This is a genomic window from Stenotrophomonas sp. YJH_SMC_73 (assembly GCF_059370155.1).
Genome location: NZ_JCAFTJ010000001.1, coordinates 108,125 through 127,284, shown reverse-complemented (window position 1 = coordinate 127,284; position 19,160 = coordinate 108,125). Strand labels below are relative to the sequence as shown.

The 19,160-nt window shown below is 68.6% G+C and carries 17 protein-coding genes; 10 read left to right on the top strand and 7 right to left on the bottom strand.

The annotated features are described in order from the left end of the window. Position 1: 1 nt before the first annotated feature. From AC5P8R_RS00610 to def, 4 genes are all read right to left on the bottom strand, one after another. Entirely contained in the window at positions 2-1,711 is a 1,710-nt protein-coding gene (locus tag AC5P8R_RS00610; protein WP_197621293.1) for an ArnT family glycosyltransferase, read from the bottom strand. Between the two features lie 24 nt (positions 1,712-1,735). Further along, complete coding sequence (rsmB, locus tag AC5P8R_RS00605) at positions 1,736-3,067, bottom strand: 16S rRNA (cytosine(967)-C(5))-methyltransferase RsmB (RefSeq protein WP_046432737.1); 1,332 nt, start codon at positions 3,065-3,067, stop codon at positions 1,736-1,738. Positions 3,068-3,070: 3 nt separating this feature from the next. Beyond that, a complete protein-coding gene (gene fmt / locus AC5P8R_RS00600; RefSeq protein ID WP_075076444.1) occupies positions 3,071-3,994 on the bottom strand; it encodes a methionyl-tRNA formyltransferase in 924 nt (307 codons plus the stop codon). A gap of 120 nt (positions 3,995-4,114) precedes the next feature. Further along, on the bottom strand, positions 4,115-4,627 hold the full coding sequence (gene def / locus AC5P8R_RS00595; protein WP_014648564.1) for a peptide deformylase: 513 nt from the start codon (positions 4,625-4,627) through the stop codon (positions 4,115-4,117). 126 nt (positions 4,628-4,753) lie between these two features. On the opposite strand from def, the gene AC5P8R_RS00590 reads away from it, so the two are divergent. The 9 genes from AC5P8R_RS00590 (at position 4,754) to AC5P8R_RS00550 (ending at position 14,327) form a co-directional block, all read left to right on the top strand. Next, on the top strand, positions 4,754-5,884 hold the full coding sequence (locus AC5P8R_RS00590) for a LysM peptidoglycan-binding domain-containing protein (protein ID WP_032958270.1): 1,131 nt from the start codon (positions 4,754-4,756) through the stop codon (positions 5,882-5,884). Positions 5,885-6,013: 129 nt separating this feature from the next. Beyond that, positions 6,014-7,141, top strand: a complete 1,128-nt coding sequence (gene dprA / locus AC5P8R_RS00585; RefSeq protein WP_014648566.1) for a DNA-processing protein DprA — start codon at positions 6,014-6,016, stop codon at positions 7,139-7,141. 43 nt (positions 7,142-7,184) lie between these two features. Then, entirely contained in the window at positions 7,185-7,658 is a 474-nt protein-coding gene (locus AC5P8R_RS00580; protein ID WP_005419622.1) for a DUF494 family protein, read from the top strand. Positions 7,659-7,697: 39 nt separating this feature from the next. Continuing rightward, on the top strand, positions 7,698-8,462 hold the full coding sequence (locus tag AC5P8R_RS00575; protein ID WP_014648567.1) for a pilin: 765 nt from the start codon (positions 7,698-7,700) through the stop codon (positions 8,460-8,462). A gap of 49 nt (positions 8,463-8,511) precedes the next feature. Then, entirely contained in the window at positions 8,512-9,441 is a 930-nt protein-coding gene (locus tag AC5P8R_RS00570) for an RDD family protein (RefSeq protein WP_014648568.1), read from the top strand. A gap of 193 nt (positions 9,442-9,634) precedes the next feature. Then, positions 9,635-12,127, top strand: coding sequence for a DNA topoisomerase I (locus AC5P8R_RS00565; RefSeq protein WP_126411408.1), 2,493 nt, complete (start codon positions 9,635-9,637; stop codon positions 12,125-12,127). A gap of 128 nt (positions 12,128-12,255) precedes the next feature. Continuing rightward, complete coding sequence (gene tsaC / locus AC5P8R_RS00560) at positions 12,256-12,846, top strand: L-threonylcarbamoyladenylate synthase type 1 TsaC (protein ID WP_080053022.1); 591 nt, start codon at positions 12,256-12,258, stop codon at positions 12,844-12,846. A gap of 43 nt (positions 12,847-12,889) precedes the next feature. Beyond that, positions 12,890-13,579: a hypothetical protein gene (locus AC5P8R_RS00555; protein ID WP_014648571.1), complete on the top strand. Its 690-nt coding sequence runs from the start codon at positions 12,890-12,892 to the stop codon at positions 13,577-13,579. A 34-nt stretch (positions 13,580-13,613) separates the two neighbouring features. Next, positions 13,614-14,327: a hypothetical protein gene (locus AC5P8R_RS00550; protein ID WP_041864295.1), complete on the top strand. Its 714-nt coding sequence runs from the start codon at positions 13,614-13,616 to the stop codon at positions 14,325-14,327. A 94-nt stretch (positions 14,328-14,421) separates the two neighbouring features. Here the strand turns inward: AC5P8R_RS00550 and AC5P8R_RS00545 are convergent, their stop codons facing one another. Beyond that, positions 14,422-15,198, bottom strand: a complete 777-nt coding sequence (locus tag AC5P8R_RS00545; RefSeq protein ID WP_014038643.1) for an SDR family oxidoreductase — start codon at positions 15,196-15,198, stop codon at positions 14,422-14,424. A gap of 112 nt (positions 15,199-15,310) precedes the next feature. Here AC5P8R_RS00545 and AC5P8R_RS00540 point away from each other — a divergent pair, with 112 nt between their 5' ends. Then, entirely contained in the window at positions 15,311-15,523 is a 213-nt protein-coding gene (locus AC5P8R_RS00540; RefSeq protein WP_126411411.1) for a hypothetical protein, read from the top strand. Between the two features lie 98 nt (positions 15,524-15,621). Here the strand turns inward: AC5P8R_RS00540 and sppA are convergent, their stop codons facing one another. Beyond that, entirely contained in the window at positions 15,622-17,544 is a 1,923-nt protein-coding gene (gene sppA / locus AC5P8R_RS00535) for a signal peptide peptidase SppA (RefSeq protein ID WP_032958263.1), read from the bottom strand. A gap of 115 nt (positions 17,545-17,659) precedes the next feature. Further along, a complete protein-coding gene (locus AC5P8R_RS00530) occupies positions 17,660-19,024 on the bottom strand; it encodes an MATE family efflux transporter (protein ID WP_046432753.1) in 1,365 nt (454 codons plus the stop codon). Positions 19,025-19,160: the final 136 nt, after the last annotated feature.

The following is a 19,160-nucleotide window of genomic DNA, read 5'->3' as shown; positions in this document are numbered from 1 at the left end:
GCTAGTCATGTTCCTGCAAACGCCGTTCACGTTCCCGCTCCTCGGCAGTGACCACGCACGGCACCGTCACCGCCGCCGCCGGCACCAGCCACCAGCGCCGCCGGTTGGCCACGCCGGCCAGTTCGGAGCGGTTGCGGTCGACGCACGACAGCATCGCGTACTCGTGGACCAGCAGCCAACGGCGTCCGGGCGCCAGCCGCTGCCAGCGCGTGGCCGCCACCAGCTGCTCGTCCCAGTCAGTCTCGAAACCGAAGGTCGCTGCGGGACGGTCGGCCAGCAGCAGGTGCTGTTCCTTCCAGGCCACCAGCCCCAGCTCGGCATCGGGGCCCAGGCGGGTACCGACCGCGCGCATCAGGCCACGGGCCGAACTGGAATCGTTCAGCAGCGGGTAGCCGACCAGGCTGTACAGCACCCAGACCACCGCCAGGGTCGACACCAGCGCAAGCTGCCGGCGACGGCCACAGGCCAGCAGGCTCAATCCGCCCCACAGGCCCATCGCCAGGATCGTCCACGCCAGCGCGTCGACGGCCCCGGGGGCGAGCCCGCGGCTATGGGTCAGGCGCAGCTCGAAGGCCGGGTCACCCAGCACCGCCATCGCGCCAGCCACGGCCAGGCCCAATGACAGCAGGCCGGTGAACAGCCCCACCACGGCCTGCACATCGCGTCGCTTCAGCAACCCCGGCAACAGCGGTGCCAGCACCAGGCAGAACATCGGCAGCGCCGGCAGGATGTAGACGTCGCGCTTGCCGGCGGGAATCGAGAAGAACAGCACCACCATCAGCCACCAGGCCAGCGGCAGCAGATAGCGCGCGTCGCGGCGTTGCAGTCGGCGGCGCCAGGCCGGAATCGCCCAGGGCAGGGCCAGGAATGCCGGGATCCACATCAGCGGCATCGTCGCCAGGAAGTACCAGGCGGGCTGGTGGTGATCCCAGGAATGGGTGTAGCGCCGCGCCGTCTGCTGGAACAGGATATCGTCCATGTAGGCGCGATATTCGTCCGAGCCGGTGGCAAAGCCGGCCAGCAGCATCGGCGCCAGCCACAACGACACCGCCAGCAGGAAGGCCAGCGGCGCCAGCCAGAAGCGCGCCTCGCGCGCGTGCAGGCCCACCCGTGGCCACCGCAGCGCCGTGGCGATTGCCGCGGGCACGATCATCAGCAGCGCCAGCATGCCCACGCCCTTGGTGATCACGCCGATGCCGGCGAAGAACCAGCCCAGCCACCACCAGCGCCAGGCAGGCCCCAGCAGCAGGTGGCGCAGCAGGCCGTAGTTGGCCAGGGTGATGAACAGCAGCAGCAGGGGATCGATCTGCGCCTTCTTCGCCTGGAAGGTGAACTGCAGCGCGAACAGCAGCGCCCAGCCGGCATACAGCCCCACCCGCCGCGTCCACAGCCGCCGGCCCAGGTCGACCACGCACCACAGCGTGCCCAGTGCCGCCAGCAGCGACGGCAGCAGGAAGGCCACGCGCCACTGCCCGACCAGGCTGTACAGCGTGGCCTGCCACCACATCAGCATCGGCGGCTTGTCCGAGTACAGCTCGGTCCCGCGGTGCGGGAACAGCCAGTGGCCGCTGTCGAACATCTGCTTGGCCACCAGCGCGAAGCGCGGCTCGTCCGACGGCCACGGATCACGAAGGCCCAGCCCGGCCCCCAGCACCAGCAGGGCCATCACCACGAACAACCACGTCTCGCGCGACGCGCGGGATTTCAGCATGGGACTCGCAACGTCAGCGGGGGGTCAGGCCGTTTTTAGCAGACGCGCGTAAAAGAAACCGTCAGCATCGCTGTCACCCGGCAGTCGCTGGCGCGCGATCCCCTCGCAGTCCAGGCCGAATCTGTCATCCAGCGGCTGTGCCACCGCGTCCGGATGCCACTTCAGGAAGGCCCGCACCTGATCGATGTTCTCGGCGCGCAGGATCGAACAGGTGGCGTACAGCAGCACGCCGCCCGGGCGCAGCATCGACCAGCAGGCCTCCAGCAGGCGGGCCTGCACGCCGACCAGCGCATCGATATCCTCGGCGCGGCGGTGGAACATCACGTCCGGCTGGCGGCGGATCACGCCGGTGGCCGAACACGGCGCATCCAGCAGGATGGCGTCGAACGGTGTGCCATCCCACCACGCACCGGGGTCGCTGGCATCGGCCACCCGGGTCTGCGCGCCCTCACCTACACCGGTGCGGGTGTAGGTATCGCGGGCACGCGCCAGGCGACGCGCATCGATATCCAGCGCCAGCAGGCGCAGGCTCGGGTCACGCTCCAGCAGGTGCGCCGACTTGCCACCCGGTGCCGCGCAGGCGTCCAGAACGCGGGCGCCGGACGCCGGTGCCAGCGCGTCCGCCGCACATTGCGCCGACAGGTCCTGCACCGACAGCGCACCGTCGGCGAACCCCGGCAACTGGTTCACCGCGATGGGCGCCACCAGGCGCAGCGCGTCGGCGCTGAGCGGGCTGGCTTCGGCAGCAATGCCGGCCTCGGCCAGCGTGGCCAGCGCCTTGTCACGCCCCCCCTGCTGGCGGTTGGCACGCAGCCACAGCGGCGCCGGCTGCAGGCTGGCAGCAAAGATCGCCTGGGCCTGGGACGGCCAGTCGCGCTCGACGGCATCGGCCAGCCACGCCGGAAAGGCGTCACGCGCAGGCTGCTCCGGGAACCCCTCGCGCTGCGCGCGGCGCAGGATCGCGTTGACCAGCCCGGCCTGGCGCTCACGGCCCAGCGCGCGGGCGGCGTCGACCGTGGCCGACAGGGCCGCATGCGCCGGCAGTTCCAGCACGTCCAGCTGCGCGAAGCCCACCATCAGCAGCGTGCGCAGGTCGGCATCACGCGCCGACAGTGGCTTCTGCATCCACGACTGCAAGGCAGCGTCGTAGGTACTGCGGCGGCGCAGGACTGCAAAGCACAGCGCTTCCAGCAAGGCCCGATCACGACTGTCGGCCAGCTTGGGCAGTGCCCAGGCCAGTTCCGCCTTCAGCGAGCGGCCACGGGTGAACACCTGCGCCAGTACGCGTGCGGCCAGCATGCGGGTGGCCGCGCCCGGCGCCGCCTTGGCGACGGAGAAATCATTCTGCTTCGACACCGCTTATGCCCCCACGTGCAGGTCGCGGCGGGCATTGAGGTAGTCGGCGGCGGTGATCGCCTTGCCGCCTTCGCGCTGCAGCGTGCGCAGGCGCAGCGCGCCCTGGCCGCAGGCGATGTCGATACCATCGCGGCCGGCCGCCAGCACCGCTCCCGGCGCCTGGCCGTGGGCCAGGTCAAGAGCGACCGCGCCGTGGATGCGCACGCGCTCGCCGGCCAGCGTGGCCTCGGCGATCGGCCACGGATTGAAGGCGCGCACGGTGCGCGCCAGTGCATCGGCGTCCTGCGCCCAGTCCAGGCGGGCTTCGGCCTTGTCCAGCTTGTGCGCGTAGGTCACGCCCTGCTCGGGCTGCGGCCGCGCGATCGGCTTGATGCCGGCACGCAGCAGGCCCAGGCCGTCGGACAGCACCTGTGCGCCCAGTTCGGCCAGCTTGTCATGCAGCTGGCCGCCGGTATCGGTGGCCGCGATCGGCAGCTCCTGGTGCAGCAGCACCGGGCCGGTATCCAGGCCGGCTTCCATCTGCATCAGGCACACGCCGGTCTTTGCGTCACCGGCCTGGATCGCGCGCTGGATCGGCGCGGCACCGCGCCAGCGCGGCAGCAGCGAGGCATGCACGTTCCAGCAGCCGTGGGTCGGGATCGCCAGTACCGCCCTGGGCAGGATCAGGCCGTAGGCGACCACCACCATCAGGTCCGGCTGCAGGTCGCGCAGCTGCCGCTGGGCAGCTTCATCCTTCAGTGATTCGGGCTGGTAGACCGGAATGCCACGGGCCACGGCTTCGAGCTTGACCGGCGACGGTGCCAGGCCACGGCCGCGCCCGGCCGGGCGATCAGGCTGGGTATAGACGGCCACGACCTCGTGGTGGCGCGCCGCGGCGCGCAGCGACGACACCGCGAATTCCGGCGTACCGGCAAAGACAATCCTCATGGCTACCCCACTTGCAGGATGGATTCGTGCAGGAAAGAAAACGGCGCCGTCGGCCGGCGCCGTACAGCCCGCGCGCGTCGCGCAGGCACGGGCCACCCGGAGGGCGGCCCGGATTGGCGATCACGCCACGTGCTTGCGCTGCTTGGCCAGCTTCTTGCGGACCATCTCGCGCTTGAGCGGCGACAGATAGTCGATGAACAGCTTGCCGTCCAGGTGGTCCATCTCGTGCTGGATGCAGGTGGCCAGCACTTCACCGGCCTCCAGCTGCTGCTCCTGGCCGTTGCGGTCCAGGTACTTCACGGTGATGGTGTCAGCGCGGGTCACGTCGGCGAAGATGCCCGGGACCGACAGGCAGCCCTCCTGGTACACCCGGCCCCCGTCCTTGGCGACGATTTCCGGGTTGATGAACACATGCGGTTCATTCTTCTCTTCGCTGACATCGATGACCATGAAGCGCTTGTGCACGTCCACCTGGGTGGCGGCCAGGCCGATGCCCGGGGCGTCGTACATGGTCAGGAACATGTTGTCGATCAGTTCCTGGAAGGCCGGCGTGGTGACTTCGGCGGCGTCGATCAACGCAGCCTTGGTACGCAGGCGCGGATCGGGGAACTCGAGAATGGGGAGAAGGGCCATGGCTGTTTCCGGGTAGGGGGCCGGCACGCCGGCATACGTCGCAGATTCTAGCTCCAACGCTTGCCTTGCGCCCCGGTTTCTGGACTATAGTGCGTGGACCTGTTGGGGAATCAGGGCTTCACACCTATGTTGCTTCGTTTTCGTACGGTCGTCGCCGCGGCGATGCTGACCGTGGCTGCCTATGCTACCGCCGTGGAAGTGAATGGCGGGCACCCGGACACCTATGTGGTCCGAAAAGGGGATACGTTGTGGGATATCGCCGCACGTTTCCTGCAGAAGCCTTGGCTGTGGCCGGAGATCTGGCAAGCCAATCCGCAGATCGCCAACCCGCACCTGATCTATCCAGGTGACGTGCTGAGCCTGGCCTACCTGGACCGGGTGACCGTGTCCCAGGCCGGTCCGCGCCAGGAGGCCCCGATCGACGCCATTCCGCTGGCCCAGGTCGAGCCGTTCCTGAAGCAGCTGAGCGTTGTCGACAGCGTCAAGCAGCTGCCCTACGTCGTCGGCCTGGAGGACAGCCGCCTGCGCGTGTCCGGTGGCGACACCGTCTACGTGCGCCTGGCGGATGCCCAGGTGGGCCAGCGCTGGGCCGTGGTACGCCCGACCGTGCGTTACGCCCAGCCCAAGCCGACCGAGGACCTGACCGCCAACGGCGACGTCACCCCGGGCAGCGGCAACCTGTGGAAGGCCTACAACGCACCCAACGCACGTCGTGGCGTGCTCGGCTACGAACTGGCCCAGGTCGCCACCGGCACCATCACCCAGATCGCCGGCGGCAAGGTCGAGGCCTCCACGCTGGTGCTGGACAAGAACGTCGGCGGCCGCGAAGTGCGCGCCGGCGACCGCCTGGTGCCGGTCGAAGCCCGGCCGTACGACCTGCAGTTCGTGCCCCACGTACCCGCTGCGGGTGTCGAGGGCGTGGACGTGCGCGTGCTGGCGGTCACCGACATGTTCACCGCCGGTGGCCCACGCGACGTGATCGCGATTTCGGCCGGCCGTGCCCAGGGCGTGGACAACGGCACCGTGTTCTCGCTGTGGCGCCCGGGCCGCCATGTAGCGCACCGCATGAAGTACCCGACCTCCTCGCGCATGGACGACTCGCTCAGCACCGGCGCAGGCCGGGTCTCGCTGCCGGATGAATATGCCGCGCATGCGATGGTGTTCCGCACCTTCGACAACGTCAGCTACGCGCTGGTGATGCAGGGCGTGAAGCCGGTGCAGGTGGGCTACAACGCGCTGCACCCAGACGCGAAGTAACGGTTGCCGGACTGCCCCGGCCACCACTGGAGTGCCGGCCGCGGGCCGGCAGGCACCTCCGGCAAAACCTGACAGCCACATGCGAAGGCGCCCTAGGGCGCCTTTGTTGTGTGCGGCCGATAGTGGGGGATGACCACACATGCATACGAGGCGCTGCTGCGCCTGTTGATGGCGGGAGGCGCACTGGCGTCCCGACGGGCCCTGCTGCAGGCCGCGGGCGATGCGGAAACCGCCATCGCGCAAGGCACTGCGACCTGGCGTGCGCACGGTTGCACGCCGGAGCAGTGCGCCGCCCTGGAACGCCCCGATACCCGGGCTTGGACATCCGCCCGGCGCTGGCTGGAACAGGACAACCATCACCTGCTGCCGTGTACCGATCCGGCCTTTCCGCCATCACTGCTGGAGGTACCCAACCCGCCGCTGGCGCTGTTCGTGGCCGGTGATCCCTGCCTGGCCTGGCGCCCTTCGGTGGCGCTGGTCGGCAGCCGCTCGCCCACCCCGGGCGGGCGTGCACTGGCCGCGCGTTTTGCCGGCTGCTTCGTCGAGGCCGGCCTGGCGGTGACCAGCGGCCTGGCCGCAGGCATCGATGCGGCCGCGCACCAGGCTGCGCTGGAGGCCGGCGGCTGCACCATGGCAGTGATCGGCACCGGCCCTGACCGGGCCTATCCGGACAGCCACGCGCGGCTGCAGGCGCGGATCGCCGCCGAAGGCGTGGTGCTCAGCGAGTACCTGCCGGGCACGGCTGCCCGTCCCAGCCACTTCCCTGCGCGCAACCGGCTGGTGGCCGGACTGGCGCTGGCCACCGTGGTGGTCGAGGCCGCGCAGCGCTCGGGCGCGCTGATCACCGCGCGCCTGGCCGCCGAGGCAGGCCGCGAGGTCTGTGCCCTGCCCGGGTCGGTGCTCAACCCGCGCGCGACCGGCTGCCATCGCCTGATCCGCGAGGGCGCGGCGCTGGTCGAGCGCCCCGAGGAGGTCCTGGAACTGCTCGCCCCCGCCCTTCGCCAGCAGCTGCCGGGCTTGCAATCGCGGTTGGCCACCCCCACTGAACAGGCACCGCCGGCGCTCCTGCCGGCGCGCTGGGCCGACGACCCTGACTACCAGTGCTTGTGGCGGGCGCTGGACCACAACCCAAGCGGTATGGATTCACTGATCACGCGTTGTGGATTGACGGCGTCACAGGTGTCCTCCATGCTGCTGGCCATGGAACTGGCGGGAATCGTGGTGTGCGTACACGGCCGCTACTGTCGAACTCCCTAGTTTCTTCACCTCCACAGCGTCGCGCGACGCAGGCCGAGGGGCAATGAAAGAGAGCATCCTGGATGTACTGCTGTACCTGTTTGAACACTATTTCAGCGAAGATGCGGACCTGATCCGTGACCGCGATTCGCTCCAGAACGGCCTGATCCAGGCCGGTTTCAGCCCCACCGAGATCAACAAGGCGTTCGACTGGCTCGATGCCCTGGCCGCGCAGCGGCCGAGCGTGGCCCAGGCGCGGGTCGATGGCCCCGTGCGCATCTACCACGGCCCCGAGCTGGACAAGCTGGACGTGGAATGCCGCGGCTTCCTGCTGTACCTGGAACAGCACGGCATCCTCGACGCCGACCAGCGCGAGCTGGTGCTGGACCGGGCGATGGCCCTGGACCAGGACGAACTGGACCTGGACGACCTGAAGTGGGTCGTGCTGATGGTGCTGTTCAACCAGCCCGGCTCCGAAGCGGCCTACGCCTGGATGGAGACGCAGATGTTCATGGACGAGCCAGAACCCCTGCACTGACCGTACACTTGGGGGCATAGCGCATTCAGGAGCGTCCCCGTGAGCGAGTGGTTCCACGCAGAAGGCAACCGGCAGCAAGGCCCGCTGCCGGCGGAACAGTTGGTCGAGTTGTTCCGCAACAACCAGATCTCCCTGGACACCCTGGTCTGGCGCGACGGCCTGCCGCAATGGCAGCCGTTGCGCAGCGTGGTCGATGAGCTGGGCCTGATCGTGCCGGCGCTGGACGTCGCCGCGCCGGCCGTGGAACCCGAGCCGGAGCCCGAACCGGAACCGGTTGCGCCGCCGCCGCCGCAACCACCGGTGCTGCCACCGTCCACGCCCTATGCCACGCAGACCCCGGCCGGGGTGCTGCCGCCGCCGAAAAAGAAGCTCTCCGGCTGCGCCCTGACCGCGATCATCGGCGGCGGCCTGCTGCTGGTGCTGGTGCCGGTCATGGCCATCCTCGCGGCGATCGCCCTGCCTGCCTACAACGACTACACCGTGCGTGCCAAGGTTGCCACCGCGGTCAATGCCCTGCAGCCGCTGAAACAGCAGGTGCAGCACTTCGCCGACGACGAAGGCCGCTGCCCCGGTGCCAACGATGCCGGTTTCCCGGCGCCGGGTGATTTCACCCAGGCCGGCCTGTCGGCGGTGAACATCGGCCGCTTCAACAACGGCCACTGCGGCATCGAAGCAACGCTGGCCGTGCCCGGCAAGAGCCTCGATGGCGACCTGCTGTGGCTGGAATATGATCGCGACAGCGGCCGCTGGGAATGCAGCGGTGAAAGCGACGACAAGTACCTGCCGCCGTCGTGCCGCGGCTGAGCCACGTGCACGGCAGCACCTCCAAGGACGATCCAACAGGGAACATGCAATGACCGAGTGGTACTACGCCGAAGGACAGCAACGCCAGGGCCCGCTGCCGGTCCAGGAAATCCGCCAGCGCTTCCAGCGGGGCGAACTGAACCTGGACACCCTGGTCTGGCGCGAAGGCATGGCCCAGTGGGCTGCACTGCGCCAGGTGGTCGATGAGCTCGGCCTGCAGACACTGGCCGATGCCAGCACGGCCACCGCCAGCGGCGGCTTCGACCTGCGCGGCGACTACGCCGCCATCGACAACGGCACTGCACCGCTGCCTGGCACGGGCGCGCTCAGCAGCTCGCCCTACAGCGCCCCGGCCGCTTCCGGTGCCGGTGGCCCGCAGCCGGTGATCGGCGGCGAGGTGGTCTACGCAGGCTTCTGGAAGCGCGTAGCGGCGTACATGATCGACTACTTCGTGCTGGCCATTCCGGGCGGCATCATCGGCGCCATCATCGGCGTGGTGCTTGGCGCCAGCATGGGCGCGGTGGGCAGCGGCGAGACCTCCATCGAAATCGTCGCGCAGGTGGCCAGCGCGCTGATCAACATGGCCATCGGCGTTGCCTACTACACCTGGTTCCATTCCTCGCAGGGTGGCGCTACGCTGGGCAAGATGGCGGTCGGCATCAAGGTCGTGCGCAGCAACGGCGATCGCCTGACCAAGGGCCGCGCCTTCGGCCGCTACTGGGCCATGCTGCTGAGCAGCTTCACCCTCGGCATCGGCTTCCTGATGGCCGCCTTCACCGAGCGCAAGCAGGGCCTGCACGACATGATCTGCGACACCCTGGTGGTCGACCGCTGGGCCTACACCGACCAGCCGCACCTGCAGCGCCATGAGCTGGGCACGGTCACCATCGTGATCCTGGTGCTCACCGGCCTGCTGGTGCTGGCGGGCCTGGTGCTGCTGGTGGCCGCGGTCGGCTTCATCGCCAAGATGGCCTCATGAACGGCCATCCTCACGTCTGGCTGCTTGACAGGGGCTGGCCGGGCGTGATTCCTCTAATAAGGTGAAACCTGAACGCCCGGCACACTACCGGGCGTTCAGCGTATTGATTTGTCCGTGGCCGCTTCACTAATGCGGCCGTTTGCTCCACCCTAGCGGCCCCTCCCCTGCGGCTCGCCCCACAGACACTGCTGCCATGCCCAAGCACCTGCTCATCGTCGAATCGCCGGCCAAGGCCAAGACGATCAACAAATACCTCGGCAAGGACTACACCGTCCTGGCCTCGTATGGGCATGTGCGTGACCTGATTCCGAAGGAAGGCGCGGTCGACCCGGACAACGGGTTCGCCATGCACTACGACGTGATCGACAAGAACGAAAAACATGTCGACGCGATCGCCAAGGCCGCCAAGGGCGCCGACGACATCCTGCTGGCGACCGACCCGGATCGCGAAGGTGAAGCGATCAGCTGGCATATCGCCGAGATCCTGAAGGAACGCGGGCTGGTCAAGGACAAGCCGATGCAGCGCGTGGTGTTCACCGAGATCACCCCGCGCGCCATCAAGGAAGCGATCAGCCAGCCACGCGCGATCGCCAGCGACCTGGTCGATGCCCAGCAGGCGCGCCGCGCGCTGGACTACCTGGTCGGCTTCAACCTGTCGCCGGTGCTGTGGCGCAAGGTCCAGCGCGGCCTGTCCGCCGGCCGCGTGCAGAGCCCGGCGCTGCGCATGATCGTCGAGCGCGAGGAAGAGATCGAAGCCTTCATCGCCCGCGAGTACTGGTCGATCGCCGCCGAGTGCGCACACCCGTCGCAGCACTTCAACGCCAAGCTGATCAAGCTGGACGGGCAGAAATTCGAGCAGTTCACCATCACCGACGGCGACACCGCCGAAGCCGCCCGCCTGCGCATCCAGCAGGCCGCGCAGGGCTCGCTGCATGTCACCGACGTGGCCAGCAAGGAGCGCAAGCGCCGCCCGGCGCCGCCGTTCACCACCTCCACCCTGCAGCAGGAAGCCTCGCGCAAGCTCGGTTTCACCACCCGCAAGACCATGCAGGTGGCGCAGAAGCTGTATGAAGGCGTGGCGATCGGTGACGAAGGCACCGTCGGCTTGATCTCGTACATGCGTACCGACTCGGTGAACCTGTCGCAGGACGCGCTGGCCGAAATCCGCGACGTGATCGCCCGTGATTACGGCATCGCCTCGCTGCCCGACCAGCCGAACACCTACCAGACCAAGTCCAAGAACGCCCAGGAAGCGCACGAGGCGGTGCGCCCGACCTCGGCCCTGCGCACCCCGGCCCAGGTGGCGCGCTTCCTGACCGACGACGAGCGCCGCCTGTACGAACTGATCTGGAAGCGCGCCGTCGCCTGCCAGATGATCCCGGCCACGCTCAACACGGTCAGCGTCGACCTGTCCGCTGGCAGCGAGCACGTGTTCCGTGCCAGCGGTACCACCGTGGTGGTGCCCGGCTTCCTGGCCGTGTACGAGGAAGGCAAGGACAACAAGAGCGCCGAAGACGAGGACGAAGGCCGCAAGCTGCCGGCGATGAAGCCGGGCGACCGCGTGCCGCTGGAACGCATCCAGGCCGAGCAGCATTTCACCCAGCCGCCGCCGCGCTACACCGAAGCGGCGCTGGTGAAGGCGCTGGAAGAGTACGGCATCGGCCGTCCGTCGACCTACGCCTCGATCATCCAGACCCTGCTGTTCCGCAAGTACGTGGAAATGGAAGGCCGCAGCTTCCGCCCGTCCGACGTCGGCCGCGCGGTGTCCAAGTTCCTGTCCAGCCACTTCACCCAGTACGTGGACTACGACTTCACCGCCAAGCTCGAAGACGAGCTCGACGCCGTCTCGCGTGGCGAAGAAGAGTGGATCCCGCTGATGGCCCGCTTCTGGGAGCCGTTCAAGGAGCTGGTGGAAGACAAGAAGGAATCGGTGGACCGCGCCGAGGCCAGTGGCGCGCGCGAGCTCGGCACCGACCCGAAGACCGGCAAGCCGGTCAGCGTGCGCCTCGGCCGCTTCGGGCCTTACGCCGCCATCGGCAGCACCGCCGAGGACGCCGAGGAGAAGCCGAAATTCGCCTCGCTGCGCCCCGGCCAGTCGATGCACACCATATCCTTGGAAGACGCGCTGGAACTGTTCCTGATGCCACGCGCGCTGGGCGAGGACAACGGCGAGCCGGTCAGCGTCGGCATCGGCCGCTTCGGCCCGTTCGCCAAGCGCGGCAGCACCTATGCCTCGCTGAAGAAGGAAGACGACCCGTACACCATCGACCTGGCCCGCGCCGTGTTCCTGATCGAAGAGAAGGAAGAGATCGCGCGCAACCGGATCATCAAGGAGTTCGAGGGCAGCGACATCCAGGTGCTGAACGGCCGCTTCGGCCCGTACATCAGCGACGGCAGGATGAACGGCAAGATCCCCAAGGATCGCGAGCCGGCATCGCTGACCCTGGCCGAAGTGCAGCAGCTGATGGAAGAAACCGGCAAGCCCGTGCGCAAGGGCTTCGGCGCCAAGAAGGCTGCCGCGAAGAAGGCACCGGCCAAGAAGGCGGCGGTGAAGAAGGAAGCGGCGCCGAAGAAGGCCGCAGCCAAGAAAGCGCCTGCCAAGAAGGCGGCGAAGAAGGCCGTGGTAAAGAAGGCCGCTGCAAAGAAGGCACCGGCGAAGAAGGCCGTCAAGAAAGCCGCGAAGTAGATTCACGCCATGCGTGGATAAGGGGTAGTGCCGGCCGCTGGCCGGCAACATCCAGAAGCACCCGATGCCGGCCAGCGGCCGGCACTACCGGGCCAGGGTCCACCCCTTCTGCACGCCGCAGGGGGATAATGGGGGCCCACGTCGGGCCGGTCGCCGCCATGAAAGAACTCACCCTGGACTCTGCTGTCGCCACGCTCCGCGCCGGCGGCGTGATCGCCTATCCGACCGAAGCGGTCTGGGGCCTGGGCTGTGATCCCTCGCATGAGGCGGCGGTGCACATGGTGCTGCGGCTGAAGCAGCGCCCGATCGAGAAGGGCATGATCCTGGTCGCCGCCGAATTGTCGCAGCTGGAGGGCTGGGTGCGCCTGCAGGCGTTGCCCGATGCCCGCCAGCGCGCGGTGCTGGCCAGCTGGCCGGGTGCCAACACCTGGATCCTGCCGGCCGGTCCGCGCGCCCAGCCCTGGATTACCGGCGAGCACAGCGGCATCGCCGTGCGCATCAGCGCGCACCCGCTGGTCGCCGCCCTGTGCCGCGCCTGGGGGGGGCCCCTCGTCTCCACCAGCGCCAACCTGGCCGGTGAACCACCGGCACGCAGCCGTGCCGAGCTGGATCCACGCCTGCTGCGCCTGCTCGATGGCATCCTCGATGGCGAAACCGGCGGCCTGGCCCAGCCCACCCCGATCCGCGACGCGCTCAGCGGCAACGTGCTGCGCTCCTGAGCGGACGATTGCACTGCCACGCACAATCACGCACCCTGCCGCCATGAACCTGCTGCGCACCGCCCTGGGCCTGTGCCTGCTGCTGCCATGGACCGCACCGGCCGCCGAGGACGTGCGCGTCTACCGCTGCGTCGCCAGCAATGGCGCCGTGGCCCTGCAGGACAGGCCCTGCAGCAGCGGCCGGCAGGAGGTGCGTGACCTGCAGCGCCCGCGCGATCCGGCACCCCGGGTGGTGCGCAGTGACGCCCCTCCCGCGGCGCCCAGCGAGGTTCCGGTGATGCGCGATCGCGAAGTCCGCCACGTCTACATCCAGCCGCCACAACCGTTGTACGAGTGCGTGAGCGACGACGGTCGCCGCTACACCAGCGACAGCAACGAGGGCAATCCGCGCTGGGTCCCGTTGTGGACCAGCGTGTGGCTCCCGCACGGGCACCACGGCGCGGTCCATCCCGGTCCACGCCCGGGCTTCGGCACGCCGGTCGGTGCGCCGATCGGTGAAGGCACAGGCTACCGGCCGCCTGCGGTGGGCGTCGGCGTGCAGGTGCCGGCCGGCAGCGTGCTGGTCCGTGACAGCTGCCATGCGCTGCCGCCGCAGGACGTCTGTGCGCGCCTGCGTGACCGCCGCTGGGAACTGGACCGCCGTTACAACAGCGCGCTGCAGAGTGAGCGCACCGCCATCAGCAATGAACAGCGTGGCATCGACGCGCGCCTGTCGCGGGACTGCGAACGCTGAGCGCGATGCCTGCCGGGGCATGTACGCTGTGCGCATGAAGAACCTGATCTGGCTGGCCCTGGGCCTGTTCGCCGGCAACGCGTTGGCCGACGACGGGGTGATCTACCGTTGTACCTCCAGCAGCAGCGATGTGCCCACCCTGCAACGCACGCCCTGCCCTGCCGGCAGCAAGCAGCAGGTGGTGAGGGTGCCGGCCAGTGCTCCGCCGGCGCCGGCGTCAGCGGCACCCGTGCCGGCCGCGCCCGGACCGGCCGCGGCCACTGCGCCGTCCGTTCCCGCACCCGCGCCTCGTCGCCCCGGCGAAGGACGCACGATCATGGAAGCTGGCATGGTCGAACGCGAAGGCGGCGATCTGATACTCGACAGTGCATCGCTGCCACGCCAGGCCGATGCCGCGCCGGACAGCAATGCGCCGCCGAAGCCGCCGCTGCCACCGATCTTCCAGTGCACCGACAGCCAGGGCGGTGGCTACCTGCACGAATACGAAGCCGCCCCCGGGCGCTGCGAACTGATGACCGTGCAGGGACTGGGCGGCGCCACGCCGGTCAATGCCGCCGGCTGCGAAGTGGTGCGCGACCGCTGCGAGGAACTGCCGGACGCGCAGCGCTGCAGCAGCTGGCAGCAACGCTTCCGCGACGCACGTGGCCGTGAGCGGTTCGCCTCGCCGGAAAACCGCGACAACGCCCGTGGGGAACGCGAACGGCTGCAGGGCGTGCTGGAGGCCAGCAACTGCCCGGTACCGGGGTGACAGCCACCCGGTAGTGCCGGCCGCTGGCCGGCAATCGCAGGATCTTCAAATGATTCCAGTTGCCGGCCAGCGGCCGGCACTACCCTTTGGAAGATCAGAACCCGTAGCGCAGGAAGCCGCCATCCACCGCGATGCATTCGCCGGTGACATAGCTGGCCGCCGGCAGGCACAGGAAGCCAACGGCTGCGGCCACTTCCTCCGGCTCGCCGATGCGGCGCATCGGCGTGCGGTTGATCACTTCCTCGTAGTAGTCCGGGTCCGACAACGGACCGGACGTGCGCCGCGTGCGGATGTACCAGGGCGCCACCGCGTTGACCCGGATGCCATCCTCCGCCCACTCGACGGCCAGGTTGCGGGTCATCTGGTGCATCGCCGCCTTGGTCATGCCATAGACCACGCCACTGCGCACATGGGTCAGCCCGGACACGCTGCCGACATTGACGATCGACGACGACGCGTGCCGGGCCAGCAGCGGATGCGCGTAGCGCGACAGCTCGAAGGCCGAGAACAGGTTGGTCTCGAAGATCTTGCGCCATTCGTCCTCGGAATATTCCGTGGCCGCCTTGGTGACGTTGCCACCGGCATTGTTGACCAGGATGTGCAGGCCATCGCTGTGATCTTCCACCCAGTCCAGGATCTGCCGACGGTCCTCGTCATCGGAGACATCGGCCGCCAGCGCGTGCACCTGGTGCTGCGGATAGACATCCAGCAGTTCGTCGCGCGCCGTTTCCAGCATGTCGATGTCGCGGCCGACGATCATCAGGTCGGCGCCGAGGCCCGCCAGTTCGTGCGCAATGGCCAGGCCAATACCGGCGCTGGCACCCGTGATCAGGGCCGTCTGGCCGTCCAGGCGCCACCGTTGCTGGGTCATGAGTCCTCCGGGGCCGCGCCCGCTGTGTTTCGATGCCGCAAGGATACGCGCTCACGGCAGCGCTCGGCCGGGGATGCGACACTTGCCCATACGCCCACCGCGGAGAGCCGCCATGCGTATCCTGATCCAGTCCACGTCGCTGCTGGCCAGCCTGCTGCTGGCGGCCTGCCAGCGGCCGCCCACGCCGAACCCGGAGAAGCCACCGGTGCCACGAGCGATGTCGCGTGCGATCAACGACCCGCTGGACCGCGCCAAGGACGTGCAGAAAACCGTCGATGATGCCGCTGCGCGTGAGCGCAAGGCCGAAGCCGACGCGACGCAATGACCTGTGGGGTCAGAGACCTTTGTGCTGCCAAGGAATCCGACCCCATGAACGAAAACGCCCGGCCAGAGCCGGGCGTTTTCATTCGGTACCGTTGCCGATCAGAATCCGCAGAAGCAGTACGCCAGCGCCTTCACCGGAGCGCCATTGCCCTTCTCGCGGGCCGCGTTCTCGACGAAGCGCAACTGAGTGTCCACTTCCGGCATCGTGCGTGCCAGCATCATCCGCGCCATCCCCGAATCGGACAGCATCCAGGCACCGGCGCGGCTGCCGGCGAAACCGCTGACGAACTGCGCGAACGGCGTGGCCGCCTTCTCGATGTAGCGCACGCGATAGGCATCGGCCTTGCCCAGCTTGGCGCGGCTGGCCGCATCGGCCACCGCGTCCTTCAGGCCACCGAAGGCGTCGACCAGGCCGCGTTCCTTGGCCTGTGCACCGCTCCACACGCGGCCACGGGCGACCTCGTCCACTGCCTCGACCGGCTTCTTGCGGGCGTCGGCGACACGGCCGGTGAAGTCCGCGTAGCCCTTGTTGATCACCGTCTGGATGACCTGGCCGACGGCCGGGTCCATCGGGCGGGTGACATCGAAGGCGCCGGCGAAGCGGGTGGTGCCGACACCGTCGGTGTGCACGCCGATCTTGTCCAGCGCGCGGCTGAAGTTCGGCACCATGCCGAAGATGCCGATCGAACCGGTGATGGTCGACGGATCGGCATAGATGCGATCGGCGTTCATGCTGATCCAGTAGCCACCGGAAGCGGCCAGATCCCCCATCGACACCACGACCGGCTTGCCAGCGGCCTGCAGGGCTACCACTTCACGACGGATCTGCTCGGAGGCGAACACTTCACCGCCCGGCGAATCCACCCGCAGCACCACCGACTTCACGTTGTCGTCGTCGCGCGCGGCACGCAGCAGCGCCGAGGTCGACTCGCCACCGATGCGGCCGGCCGGCAGGTCACCGCCACTGATTTCGCCGGCGGCCACCACCACGGCCACCTGCGGACGCGAGTCCACCGGGTTGCGGCGCGCGTCGAGCAGGGCCAGGTAGCGGCCGAAGTCAACGTTGCGGAAACCACCGTCGGCATCCTCGTCGGCCACGCCGCGCTCGATCATCAGATCCTCGAATTCCTCGCGGGTCTTCAGCGCGGTCACCAGCTTCTGCTGCAGGGCGAACTTGGCTAGGTCACCACCGGCGGCAGCGATGCCTTCCGGCAGGGTGTCGATGCCGGCGGCCAGCTGTGCCGGATCCAGGCGGCGGGCCTTGGCGATGTCGCCCAGGTAGCGCTGCCACACGTCGTTCATCCAGAACAGGTCGGCTTCCTTGGAGGCCGGCGACGCCGCGTCGAGCACGTACGGCTCGGCCGCGGACTTGTACTCGCCCACCTTGAACAGGTGCACGTCCACGCCCAGCTTGTCCTGCAGGCCGGTGCGGAAGTACTGGCGGTAGCGGCCGAGGCCTTCGAGCACGACCGAACCCATCGGGTCCAGGTAGACCTCGTCGGCCTGCGCGGCCAGCAGGTACTGCGACTGGCCCATGCTCTCGCTGTAGGCCACCAGCTGCTTGCCGGAGGCGCGCAGGTCCTGCAGCGCGGCGGCCACCTCACGCAGCGAGGCGAAACCGGACGGCTGCAGCTTGTCCAGCTCCAGCACCACGCGTTCGATCTTCTTGTCTTCCTTGGCCGACTCGATCACCCGCAGCAGATCGCGCAGCTGGATCTCCTCGGCGCCGTTGTCACCCACCGCCTTGGCCAGCGCGCGGCTGACCGGGTCGGCGCTGAACTGCTCGACCAGGCGGCCTTCCGGCGCGATCACCAGCGTCGTGCGGTCCTGCAGCGACTTGCTGGCACCGGCGCCCATGCCGGCGGCGATGACGAACATCACCAGCAGCAGGAACAGCAGGCCGAAGAACACCAGGTTGAGGATCAACCGGCGGGTGAAGTTCATGACGTCCCACAGCCCGATGAAGAAACTGGCGACGGGGTTGCGACGCGCCGGGGGCAGCGGGGGCACGGGTTGATTCATGGAACGCTCCGGATGGCTTCTTGCCGTGGTACCAGCATAGCCGGTGCCGCGTGATGCAGCATCGGACACAAGTCAGGGGATCGCCCGTCACGGGTGAACGTGGCGGGCGGGAAGATCAGGACAGCGCGGATTGCCCGATGCGCTGGCTGCTGCGGCGCAGGCGCCAGCCCATCAGGATGGCAGCGGCGGTCAAGCCGACGATCAGGCCGATCCACATGCCCTGCGGGCCCATGCCCAGCCCCAGGCCGAGCCCGGCGCCGAGCGGCATGCCCAGGCCCCAGTACGCGAACATGGCGATGAACATCGGCACGCGGGTGTCCTTCAGGCCGCGCAGCGCGCCGGCCGACAGCACCTGGATGCCGTCCGGGAACTGGAAGGTGGCCGCGTACAGCAGCAGGGTCGAGGCCAGGCCGGCCACTGCCAGGTCGTTGGTGTACACACCGACGATGGCATCGTGGCCGAACAGCAGCACCGCCGCCGACAACGTCTGCGTGCCCATGATGATCGCGTAACCGGCCCAGGCCGCACGCCGCACGCCGAAGCCGTCACCACGGCCGACCGCATGGCCGACGCGCACGGTGGTGGCCTCGGCCACGCCCATCGGGATCATGAAGCACAGCTGCGCGACATTGATCGCGATCTGGTGCGCAGCGGCTTCGTTGGCACCAAGGCGGCCGATCAGCAACGCGGTGACGATGAACAGGCCGCCCTCCATCAGCACGGTGATGCCGATCGGCAGGCCGGTGCGCAGCAAGTCCCAGATCGCCTTCCAGCGCGGCCCTTCGAAATGCGAGAACAGCTGCAGATGGGCGAAGCGCCTGGTGAACCACAGGTAGGTGGCGAAGGCGATTGCCTGCAGCCACATCATCACCGCCGAGGCGATGCCCAGGCCTTCGGCGCCCATTTCCGGGAAGCCGAGCTTGCCGTTGGCCAGCACATAGCCCATCGGTGCCAGCACCAGCAGGCCACCGAAGCCGAGCAGCATGGTCGGCAGCGTCCAGTGCATGCCTTCACTGAGATAGCGCATGCAGAAGTACAGGGTCAGCGCAGGTCCGCCCCAGCGCACCGCATGCAGGAACGCGGTCGCCCCCGGCACGATGTCCGGCGCGATGCCGAACGACGGCAGCAGCGGCGGCACCACGGTGAGGAAGGTGAACATGATCAGGCCCAGCCCCAAGGCCAGCCACAGTGCCTGGCGGAACAGCGGGCCGATCTCGCGCTCGCGGCCGGCGCCATGCAGCTGCGACACCGAGGCGGTGAGCGAGATCAGGGTGCCGATCGGAATCAGCATCGGCAGCCACAGCAGTGCCGTACCGATGGTGACGGCGGCCAGTGTGGCCGTGGCGTGGTGGCCGGCAATCACGTTGTCGACGAAGGAGATCAGACCGGTGGACACATGGCCCAGCACAAGCGGCAGGGCGAGCAGACCGGTGGCGCCGACTTCCTTGCTGAAGCGCGGCGTGGAGGTTGCAGTAGACATAAGGTGCTTGACGCGAACTGCGGTTGCGCGCGAAGGGCACAGGCACCGGGTTGCGGGCGCCCATCTTACGCGGGCGGCGCCAGCATTCCCATGACATGGCGTGAATGCTGGGTTTCAGCCGCCCCACACAAAAAGG

Bases quoted from the DNA above. Each gene is read 5' to 3' on its own strand.
- AC5P8R_RS00610 (WP_197621293.1), bottom strand. From the start codon at position 1,711: ATGCTGAAATCCCGCGCGTCGCGCGAGACGTGGTTGTTCGTGGTGATG.
- fmt (WP_075076444.1), bottom strand. From the start codon at position 3,994: ATGAGGATTGTCTTTGCCGGTACGCCGGAATTCGCGGTGTCGTCGCTG.
- def (WP_014648564.1), bottom strand. From the start codon at position 4,627: ATGGCCCTTCTCCCCATTCTCGAGTTCCCCGATCCGCGCCTGCGTACC.
- AC5P8R_RS00590 (WP_032958270.1), top strand. From the start codon at position 4,754: ATGTTGCTTCGTTTTCGTACGGTCGTCGCCGCGGCGATGCTGACCGTG.
- dprA (WP_014648566.1), top strand. From the start codon at position 6,014: ATGACCACACATGCATACGAGGCGCTGCTGCGCCTGTTGATGGCGGGA.
- AC5P8R_RS00580 (WP_005419622.1), top strand. From the start codon at position 7,185: ATGAAAGAGAGCATCCTGGATGTACTGCTGTACCTGTTTGAACACTAT.
- AC5P8R_RS00570 (WP_014648568.1), top strand. From the start codon at position 8,512: ATGACCGAGTGGTACTACGCCGAAGGACAGCAACGCCAGGGCCCGCTG.
- AC5P8R_RS00565 (WP_126411408.1), top strand. From the start codon at position 9,635: ATGCCCAAGCACCTGCTCATCGTCGAATCGCCGGCCAAGGCCAAGACG.
- tsaC (WP_080053022.1), top strand. From the start codon at position 12,256: ATGGGGGCCCACGTCGGGCCGGTCGCCGCCATGAAAGAACTCACCCTG.
- AC5P8R_RS00555 (WP_014648571.1), top strand. From the start codon at position 12,890: ATGAACCTGCTGCGCACCGCCCTGGGCCTGTGCCTGCTGCTGCCATGG.
- AC5P8R_RS00550 (WP_041864295.1), top strand. From the start codon at position 13,614: ATGAAGAACCTGATCTGGCTGGCCCTGGGCCTGTTCGCCGGCAACGCG.
- AC5P8R_RS00545 (WP_014038643.1), bottom strand. From the start codon at position 15,198: ATGACCCAGCAACGGTGGCGCCTGGACGGCCAGACGGCCCTGATCACG.
- AC5P8R_RS00540 (WP_126411411.1), top strand. From the start codon at position 15,311: ATGCGTATCCTGATCCAGTCCACGTCGCTGCTGGCCAGCCTGCTGCTG.
- sppA (WP_032958263.1), bottom strand. From the start codon at position 17,544: ATGAATCAACCCGTGCCCCCGCTGCCCCCGGCGCGTCGCAACCCCGTC.
- AC5P8R_RS00530 (WP_046432753.1), bottom strand. From the start codon at position 19,024: ATGTCTACTGCAACCTCCACGCCGCGCTTCAGCAAGGAAGTCGGCGCC.